The organism is Kordia aestuariivivens (assembly GCF_014397005.1).
Classification (GTDB): Bacteria; Bacteroidota; Bacteroidia; order Flavobacteriales; family Flavobacteriaceae; genus Kordia; species Kordia aestuariivivens.
In genome coordinates, this window is the sequence record NZ_JACGWS010000028.1 from 1 (window position 1) to 9508 (window position 9508).

The following is a 9508-nucleotide window of genomic DNA, read 5'->3' on the forward strand; positions in this document are numbered from 1 at the left end:
AGAACCTAGAACCTAGAACCTAGAACCTAGAACCTAGAACCTAGAACCTAGAACCTAGAACCTAGAACCTAGAACCTAGAACCTAGAACCTAGAACCTAGAACCTAGAACCTAGAACCTAGAACCTAAAACCTAAAACCTAGAACCTTATATCCCAAACTTCACACTCACGCCAGTCTGTAAATCAGGATTATTATTCAAGGTAAAATCTTGTTGGATGTAAAATGTCGTAGAGATTTTTCGTGTAAACGTATAGGCAAGCGTCCAATAATTATTGTTTTTATACAAATGGCGCGTTCCATGTCCCCAAGATTTAAAAGCATCATCATCACGCACATAAACATTATAAGCATCTTCATCTTTTTTATGTAGACTTGTCTGCGCATAATAACTCAAACCAAATGAATGATATGTTTTTCCTGATGAAATAAACGAATATTCAGCATTTGCTTCAAAACTTCCAATAAAATCATTCGTTCCAAAATCGAGATTATCATCTTGAAAATCAATTGCGTTCTTGCGAAGTACATTTGTTCCCAAGCCAATTAATATAAAATTACGATCGTTCAAATCAAACTGTTTTACACCAGCCGCAGAAAGACCAAAATCCATAGACATATTATATTCAGAAAGATTCGTGCCTAGATGCGCACCAAGATTGAAATAGATCTTCTTATCATTCAAAAACTCAGGATAATAATAATAATGTGTTTCAATTCCGGCAGTTAAAAAATCACCATTTCCAAGATTCAGTTCTCTGCCATTTCTATCTTTATATAAAAACGTTGCTTTATCAAGTCCAAAAACGCGTCTGTCAAAAGGATCATCGCCACCAGCAACATTATCATGAAAAAACTCAATAAACTTATCTGTTGTCAATGATGAAAAAGGAAACTTTCCGTTTGTTAAAATAAAAGCTCTAAACCCAATAACTAATTCTTGATTTTTAGCTGTTGGAATGGTGAAATCGCCACGCAAACCTTTAATCACACCATCGGTTTCTATCTCGAAACTTTCAGCATCAATCAGTTCTTCATCTACAAAATACTGTCTGCTAAACCATGCAATACCACGCATTTCATTACGTAATGAAGTGTTCGTCGGAATAAAGGTTTTTACATTCGGTCCCCAAATATTGCCGCTTTCCAGACTAATATGTAATTCTTTTCGCGTGGAAGCTTTCAACTTAAAATTATGGTTTAATCGTGAAATAAAAATTCCAAACGGATTTGTAGATACAATACTCGGTTTTGAAATTCCATTTTTAGCAAAAGCGGGAATTGAATCTTGATCGCTTTGCGCGAAAACAAACAAACTAAAACTCAAAAATAAAAGGGAAACTATTTTTTGATACTTCATAATGCAATACTGATAATTTGAAGCGGCTAAACTACAAAAAATGTGGAGCACAATCCGTATATTTAGCACTCAAAGAAAAATAGTAACGCATGAATCATTTTGATAAAGACACTTTTAAAGTAACGAAACCTATAAAACTAAGTGATACTAGCACCAAATTTGATCTTGGTGAATCTAAAAAAGATATTAAAAACGAATTAGAAGACATTCGAGAAAAACTAGGCAAACTACAAGATACTATGTACGCACACGGAAAATATGGCGTATTAGTTTGTTTGCAAGGAATGGATACGGCTGGAAAAGACAGCTTAATCCGTGAAGTTTTTAAAGATTTCAACACACGCGGAATTGTAGTGCACAGTTTTAAAGTGCCAACCGAACTAGAATTAAAGCACGATTATTTATGGAGACATTACATTGCGTTGCCAGCAAGAGGTAAATTTTCAATCTTCAACAGAACGCATTACGAAAATGTATTGGTAACACGTGTACATCCTTATTATATTATGGGCGAAAATATTCCAGGAGTAGATAGTGTTGCTGATATAAATGACGATTTTTGGGCGAAACGTTTTGAGCAAATCAACAATTTTGAAAAGCACATTTCCGATAACGGAACGATTATCTTCAAGTTTTTCCTGAACCTTTCAAAAGAAGAACAAAAAAACAGATTGCTTCGTCGATTAGAATTAAAAGAAAAAAACTGGAAATTCTCGCCTGGCGATTTAAAAGAACGTAAACTTTGGGGCAAATATCAAGAATGTTACGAAGATGCAATAAACAAAACGAGCAAACCGCATGCGCCTTGGTTTACAATTCCTGCGGATGATAAATCGACAGCAAGACTTATTGTTGCAAAAACAATACTTGATACGCTAAAAGAATATACTGACATTCAAGAACCTGAATTGCATGACGATTTCAAAGCGAATCTTGAACTTTACAAACAACAACTAGCATCAGAATAATTACTTAAAGAATACATATGAAAAAACTTAGTATCTTATTATATCTATCAGCTTGTATTGGCTTTGCGCAAAATGCAGACGAAAAACAACTAAAAAGTGTCTATTCTACGTCATTAATCAATGGACAAAGTTATGCGTGGCTAGATCATTTATCCAACAATATTGGCGGACGACTTTCCGGATCGACCAATGCGGCGAAAGCTGTGCAATACACAAAATCCGAATTAGAAAAATTAGGTTTAGATAACGTTTGGCTTCAAGAAGTAATGGTGCCAAAGTGGGAACGTGGTAAAGCAGAAGAAGCATATATACTTACAAACTCTGGGAAAATTACAGTGCCAATTTGCGCATTAGGCGGTTCTGTTGCGACAAAATCTGGCGGAATTGTAGCAGAAATCATCGAAGTAAAAGGGATTGAAGATTTAAAAGCACTTGGAGAAGGCAAAATCAAAGGGAAAATAGTATTCTATAATCGTCCAATGCAACCTGACTTAATCAGCACGTTTGAAGCGTATGGCGGTTGTGTAGATCAGCGATATGCTGGCGCAAAAGAAGCACTCAAATTTGGCGCTGTCGGCGTTGTTGTACGTTCAATGAACTTGCGTTTAGACGATTATCCGCATACAGGAAGTATGGGCTATGAAGATGTAGCAGTAGAAGACAGAATTCCTGCGGCTGCAATAAGTACTAATGGAGCTGAATTATTAAGTAAGCAATTGCAAAAAGATTCAAAAATAAAATTTGGATTCACGATGCATTGCAAACAATATGACGATGTTTTGTCGCATAACGTAATCGGAGAAATCAGAGGAAGCGAATTTCCAAACGAAATTATTATTGTTGGTGGACATTTAGATTCTTGGGATTTAGGTGACGGTTCTCACGATGATGGCGCAGGCGTTGTACAAAGCATGGATGTACTACGTTTAATTAAAGAAACAGGATATACACCAAAACGTACCATTAGAGTTGTATTATTCATGAATGAAGAAAATGGATTGCGCGGCGGACGAAAATATGCGGAAATAGCCAAAGAAAAAGGAGAGAAGCATGTATTTGCGTTAGAAAGTGATGCTGGTGGATTCACGCCAAGAGGTTTCTCGTTTGATTGTTCTCCCGAAAACTTTGCACAAGTAGAAAGCTGGAAAGCATTATTCAAACCTTATCTAATTCATTACTTTGAAAAAGGTGGAAGCGGTGCAGATATTGGACCATTAAAAGACGATCAAATTGTGTTGGCAGGTTTACGCCCAGATTCGCAACGTTATTTTGATCATCATCATGCTGCAAACGATACATTTGACGCAGTTAACAAACGCGAATTAGAACTAGGCGCTGCAACCATGACATCATTAGTATATCTATTTGATAAATACGGAACGGTAAAGAAGAAGAAAATAAAAGGATAATATCCTGTAAAATATAAAAACTAAGCGAACTTTGGTTCGCTTAGTTTAGTTACTAACGGTTGCACCAATGACATGTTTCCCAACATGTAAAATCACCACAAGAATCACCGCATGTATTACAACTAGTTCCTGCCTGAGTTGGTGGCTTAATACAGAGTTCACAATTTGTTCTTCTTTGAGACTTTTCAGCTCCTCCATTGAGATCATTCAAATTTGACATGTACTCTTTGTTTAGTTTTAAGCCTCTCAAATTCTTTTTTTTCATAATAAATGGTTTAATTTTATAGATGTTATAAATTAGTTTTTGCATGTAATTTACATTTCAAATTTAGTTATGTCATACGCAATAAAACAATTAGAATTTTGTCAATTTTATAAAAATGACTGTAGTTTTTTAGTGTGTATTTTTTTGATTTTTAGCCACTTATAGAGGTGTGGTAATGTGTCGGAAAGTTGTAGTGTATGAGTTCGAAAAAGAAGAATTAATAGTTGAAAACTACCATTATTCATTCCGTTTTAGTTCTTTCAGGTATTGAGAAGGACTTACTTTTAATAGTTTCTTGAAGTTTGTGTTAAACGCACCTATACTTTTATAACCTGCTTCTTTGGCCAAAGCTTCTACAGTATAATTTCTTAGATTTTTTTGTTCTTTTAGGCGTTGCGTAATACTATGTATACGAAGTCTATTACTATATGCTGCGAACGTTAGATTTAAATAGTTATTTACGGTTTTGGACAAGTAGCTAGAATTTGTATTCAGCTTTTTTGCTACCGTAGCCAATGTGTAATTTGGCTTTAAAAACCATTGCTCTTTTTCTATTCTTTTGAGTTTCTCAATGAGTATTAAAGCATTCTCATCAGTTAAAGGATTGGAAGTTTTAGGTTTGTTTTGTTTGGTAACATCTTGCTGTAATTGTTCAATTCTAGAATGAAGTAAACTCATATTTCTTTTAGTTCTTCTTTTTACTCGAAAAAAATATACGATCAGTGTGCCAGTTAGTAAAATTGAGCCAAGAAATAAATATAAATAAATACGTTTCTGTTTTTTTTGCGAATCATAATTTTGCACATAGGTTTCTATTTCTTTTTTTCTCTTTTCATGTACCACAATGTCGCTTATGGAAGTTTCAGATGCATTTCTTGTTTTGAGATATTCTTCTATTTTTTGTGCGTAACTATTAGCATATTCAAGTGCTTTTTGAGGTTGTTGCCTTTGTTCATAAATTTTAAATAAGTAAAAATAGCAGATCGCTTCATAATCTAACAGTTGAAACTCAGACCAAGTATCATTTGCTAATTGTTTTAAGAATATTGCTTCTGCTTGCGTCCAGTTTTTTAAATAATAATCACATTCAGCAATTACAAATTGACCTTGTGCGATACGTTTTTTACGGTTTTCTTCTTGATAGATTTTTAAACCTTCTTGATAATATTGTTTGGCAATTTTGTAGTTGTGTTTATAAAAATTAATATCTCCATTCATTAATATGATATTGCCATTATAGTCAGGAATCTGTTGCTTTTTGGCATAATTTTTAGCTAGTATTGCGTATTGTTGTGTAGAATCTAAGTAAGATTCATACTTTTTTTCATTCAAATGATAAATATGAATACTCATAAACTTAAAACCTAAACTCACTAGTTGCCTCAGGTATTCTTTTTGTAAACTATAATCAGTTAAATAGTTAGGTGCTGTTTTAATTTTTGACAAACACACATGATTTATTTCTATGGCTTTAAAATGTTTATTAGATAAAGAGTAAAGCCTGCTTAATGCAGCTTGCAGTTTTATTTCTAACAAAGGAGAACAATTGCTGGCACAATAACGAATAGTTTCATTTAGAATATATATGGCAGTTTCTAATTCATGACTTTCTAAATATCGTAAACTTTGAAAATAAAATATATAACCTTTAATATCTGTTTTTTCTTGAGTTACCAGTTCTATTTGAGCTATGGCTTTCTTAAAAAGCGGATCTGCCAAATCAAAATCAGATTGTAACGAATGTACATACGCTTTGCCTGCATAGCCAAATGCTTTTTTGTCATTTTCTTCAGAGTCTATTAACTGATCACAAAATGATATTGCCGCATTTGGGTTTTTTAAGTATAACTTGTTATATTTTGCAATAAAAGAAGTAACATTATTTTGAGCGTAAGAAATTACAGAAATGAAAGACACTATTAAGACTATAATTGTTCTGTGTAAATAAAAATGCTTCAAGTGTTTCTTTTGTGATAAAATATTAAGAACTGTTTTCTGAGGTAAGATACTAAAATAAACATATAAAATATATGTAGTTATTTTGAGTAGGATAGTATTCAAGCTGAAAAAATAAAGCTTATTAACAAGAAAGAACTAATTTAAATACCACATTTATTATTATTTACTGTAATTCAGTGAATTGTAGGTTGTCTTTCTTTTACAGGACTCTCTTTCTGTATAATTTCACAGCAGTATTAACAACTAAAATCAATTATTATGTTAGAAAACTTAGTACAATTTGAAATCCAGAATCCGCAATTCATCTATGGCGGTTCAATCGTGGAAGATGCGGAAGGATTTTAGAGTATTCAGCAAAATTCGATTCGCTTTCTGTGTACTAAAAGTAAAAAAAACTAACAGTGATGTTGGGATTTTTTTGTTTGCAAGAACTACTGTTTTAAATGTTAACGATGGTATTACCGTAAGTCATTCATGATTTTTTTTCATATATTTTATTCTTAATCAAAATTTTTTTTCATGAAAAAAAGAAATCTTAAATCTCTGAGGCTTAATAAAAAGTCAATTTCCCAATTACATGACAACTCAATTATAGGAGGTGGCTCTACCTATTGTTCCGACTATTGTTCCGTATTTGATTCATGCAGTCCTACAAGTTTGGTAGTTCTTTGTGTTGATTGTGAGACCTCAGAAGGTAATTGTTAATAAGATTGTCTCATCCTGCAGCCAAAAGTTCGATTTTAGGTTCGTTAGGTGTAATTATTTGAAATCGAATTTAATTCGAAAAATAAATCACGTAGAAAAAAACAAAAGCGACACTATATTATATAATGTCGCTTTTTCAATATCTAAAAGAATCAATTAGTCAAAATAACTAAACGTTTCTCCATCTTTAATTGTTAATAATGTTTCGTAGATCAAACGGATTACATTCTCTACATCATTCTTATGTACAGTTTCTACAGTGGTATGCATATAACGTAGTGGAAGTGAAATCAACGCAGAAGGAACGCCACCATTACTGTAAGCAAAAGCATCTGTGTCAGTTCCGGTAGAACGGCTAGAAGCCATACGTTGAAAAGGAATCTTCTTTGCTTCAGCAGTTTCAATAATACGCTCTCTCAAATTATTTTGAACAGCTGGCGCATACGAAATCACAGGTCCATCGCCCATTTTAGTTTCACCTTGTGTCTTCATGTTAATCATTGGCGTTGTAGTATCATGACAAACATCAGTTACAATCGCTAGGTTAGGTTTGATGGTTTCTGTGATCATTTGAGCGCCACGTAAACCAATCTCTTCCTGAACCGAATTTGTAATATACAATCCAAAAGGAAGTTTTACCTTATTCTCATGTAACAAACGTGCAACTTCAGCAATCATAAATCCACCAGCTCTATTATCAATAGCTCTACACACAAACTTATCCTTATTCAATACATGGAATTCATCTGGATATGTAATCACACAACCAACATGTACGCCAAGTGCTTCAACTTCTTTCTTAGTAGTACATCCAACATCAATAAAAATATTATCTAACTTTGGAGGCTCTTCTTTTCCTTTATTTCTTGTGTGAATTGCTGGCCAACCGAAAACACCTTTAACAATGCCTTTCTTCGTGTGAATATTAACCCACTTAGAAGGCGCAATCTGATGATCACTTCCGCCATTTCTAATCACATACAACAATCCGTTGTCAGTAATATAATTCACATACCACGAAATCTCATCGGCATGTCCTTCAATAACGACCTTATACTTTGCTTTTGGGTTAATAACACCAACGGCAGTTCCATAAGAATCTGTAATAAACTCGTCAACATAAGGTTTCAAATAATCCATCCAAATCTTCTGTCCATCCCATTCATAACCTGTTGGAGCAGCATTATTCAAATATTTTTCCAAAAAAGTCATCGACTTCTTATTCATAATTTTCTTTTTTGCCATAAAACTTTAATTTAATTCAGACGAAAATAATAATATTAAAACAGATTTAACAGTTATAAGCGAACGAATTATTACATTTGATATAAAAATTGAAAGAATTTCAAGTCAGACATGAAAAGGATTAGTCTCATTATATTAATATTGCTGGTATATGTTGGTCAGGCGCAAATTGTAACGCAAGACACAACGAAGGTAAAACCGTTTCTAATCGAAGGCGATACCATTCCGCGAACTTCAATAGAACTAGAAGAAGTCATTCTATTCAATAAACTAAAATTTGAATCTAAAGAAGAACGGATTCGCTACTTAATACTTAGGAGAAAAACACTAAAAGTATATCCGTATGCTAAAATGGCTGCTGATCGTTTACTAAAACTAAACGAAAGACTCGATAAAATAGATTCCAAATCAAAACGCAGAAGATATACCAAAAGAGTTCAGAAATTCATTGAAGAAGAGCTATCAGCAAAACTAAAAAAGCTAACCAAGACTGAAGGGCAAATTCTCATAAAGCTCATTCACAGACAAACGGGCGATACTGCATTCAATCTCATAAAGCGTTTGCGGAGTGGTTGGAAAGCATTTTGGTACAACACAACGGCAAACCTATTTGATATATCTCTAAAAAGAGAGTTCAAGCCACAATCAGATCACGAAGATTACCTAATAGAAGACATACTTCAAAGAGCTTTCTATCACAAGCAACTAAAAAAACAACCTTCGGCATTGCCATTCTCTTACCTTGAACTTACAGACAAATGGTCTACTAAAGTTCAGGAAAAGAAATAGTTGCATGATTAAATAAAAATTAGTACATTTATTACCCTTTTTAAAAAAAGGACAATCAAAAATCAAAACCTAGTTACTGAGTTTATCAAAGTAGGGCACTGAGCTTGTCGAAGTAAAGTGTGGGGGTTCCCGCTAGAAAATAGCGGTCACGCTCTCGCCAGTCGCTTTTGCAGCTTAAAAAAAAAGCTGCAAAGAGCTCCAACAATGGCTCCATCGTTAACCCGAATTCAGCACACCTATATATAATAGGAGTATTTAGTAAGTTTTCAGACAACCAGCAAACAAACAAACAGATTAACAAATAGACAAACACCCAAATCCACGGTCACTGAGCTTGTCGAAGTGAGTCGAGGTGAGTCAAAGTAAAAAACTTTAGGATGTAAAACACTCTTGATAAGCTGGTTAAGATTGTGTTAAAAATAAAGGGTAAAAAAAGATATAAAAAGGCTTGTGGATATAGAAATCAATTTTATATTTGCACCCGCTAAAACAGATAGATTTAGTGGTAAGTTCTGATACGATATTGAAGTAAGATTTAGATAAAAAAACTTTTTAAAAAATAGTTTAAAAAAATTGTTTGGATATTAAAAAAGGTTGTATGTTTGCAGCCGCTAAAAACGGGAACGGATTTAGTTTAAGTTCTGATAATAAAAGGCTGTGATTTAAGAGGCAAGAAGTTTGCAAAAGAGCTTCAAAAAAAATCTTAAAAAAGTTTTGTTAGAAACAAAAAAGGGTTTTATATTTGCACCCGCTTTCTACGGGAAGCAAAGTAAAGATAAAAAGAAATTACGAGTTCATTGACATATTGAT

Annotated in this window: 7 protein-coding genes; 3 read left to right on the top strand and 4 right to left on the bottom strand. The window is 33.4% G+C overall.

Translation table 11 applies throughout. From position 1 onward, the window contains the following. Positions 1-146: 146 nt before the first annotated feature. Complete coding sequence (locus H2O64_RS23795) at positions 147-1358, bottom strand: hypothetical protein (RefSeq protein ID WP_187564751.1); 1212 nt, start codon at positions 1356-1358, stop codon at positions 147-149. 89 nt (positions 1359-1447) lie between these two features. Here H2O64_RS23795 and H2O64_RS23800 point away from each other — a divergent pair, with 89 nt between their 5' ends. Together H2O64_RS23800 and H2O64_RS23805 are read left to right on the top strand one after the other, a co-directional pair. Then, on the top strand, positions 1448-2326 hold the full coding sequence (locus H2O64_RS23800) for a PPK2 family polyphosphate kinase (protein WP_187564752.1): 879 nt from the start codon (positions 1448-1450) through the stop codon (positions 2324-2326). Between the two features lie 17 nt (positions 2327-2343). Then, the gene (locus H2O64_RS23805; RefSeq protein WP_187564753.1) at positions 2344-3735 is read left to right on the top strand and encodes a M20/M25/M40 family metallo-hydrolase; all 1392 of its coding nucleotides are present in this window, start codon (positions 2344-2346) and stop codon (positions 3733-3735) included. A gap of 52 nt (positions 3736-3787) precedes the next feature. On the opposite strand, the gene H2O64_RS23810 is transcribed toward H2O64_RS23805, so the two are convergent. The 3 genes from H2O64_RS23810 to H2O64_RS23820 form a co-directional block, all read right to left on the bottom strand. Further along, positions 3788-4000, bottom strand: a complete 213-nt coding sequence (locus H2O64_RS23810) for a hypothetical protein (protein WP_187564754.1) — start codon at positions 3998-4000, stop codon at positions 3788-3790. A gap of 237 nt (positions 4001-4237) precedes the next feature. Beyond that, on the bottom strand, positions 4238-5959 hold the full coding sequence (locus tag H2O64_RS23815; RefSeq protein ID WP_187564755.1) for a helix-turn-helix domain-containing protein: 1722 nt from the start codon (positions 5957-5959) through the stop codon (positions 4238-4240). A gap of 861 nt (positions 5960-6820) precedes the next feature. Next, positions 6821-7909, bottom strand: coding sequence for a M42 family metallopeptidase (locus H2O64_RS23820; protein ID WP_187564756.1), 1089 nt, complete (start codon positions 7907-7909; stop codon positions 6821-6823). Between the two features lie 111 nt (positions 7910-8020). Here H2O64_RS23820 and H2O64_RS23825 point away from each other — a divergent pair, with 111 nt between their 5' ends. Then, positions 8021-8698, top strand: coding sequence for a DUF4294 domain-containing protein (locus H2O64_RS23825; protein ID WP_187564757.1), 678 nt, complete (start codon positions 8021-8023; stop codon positions 8696-8698). The last annotated feature ends 810 nt before the right edge of the window (positions 8699-9508 follow it).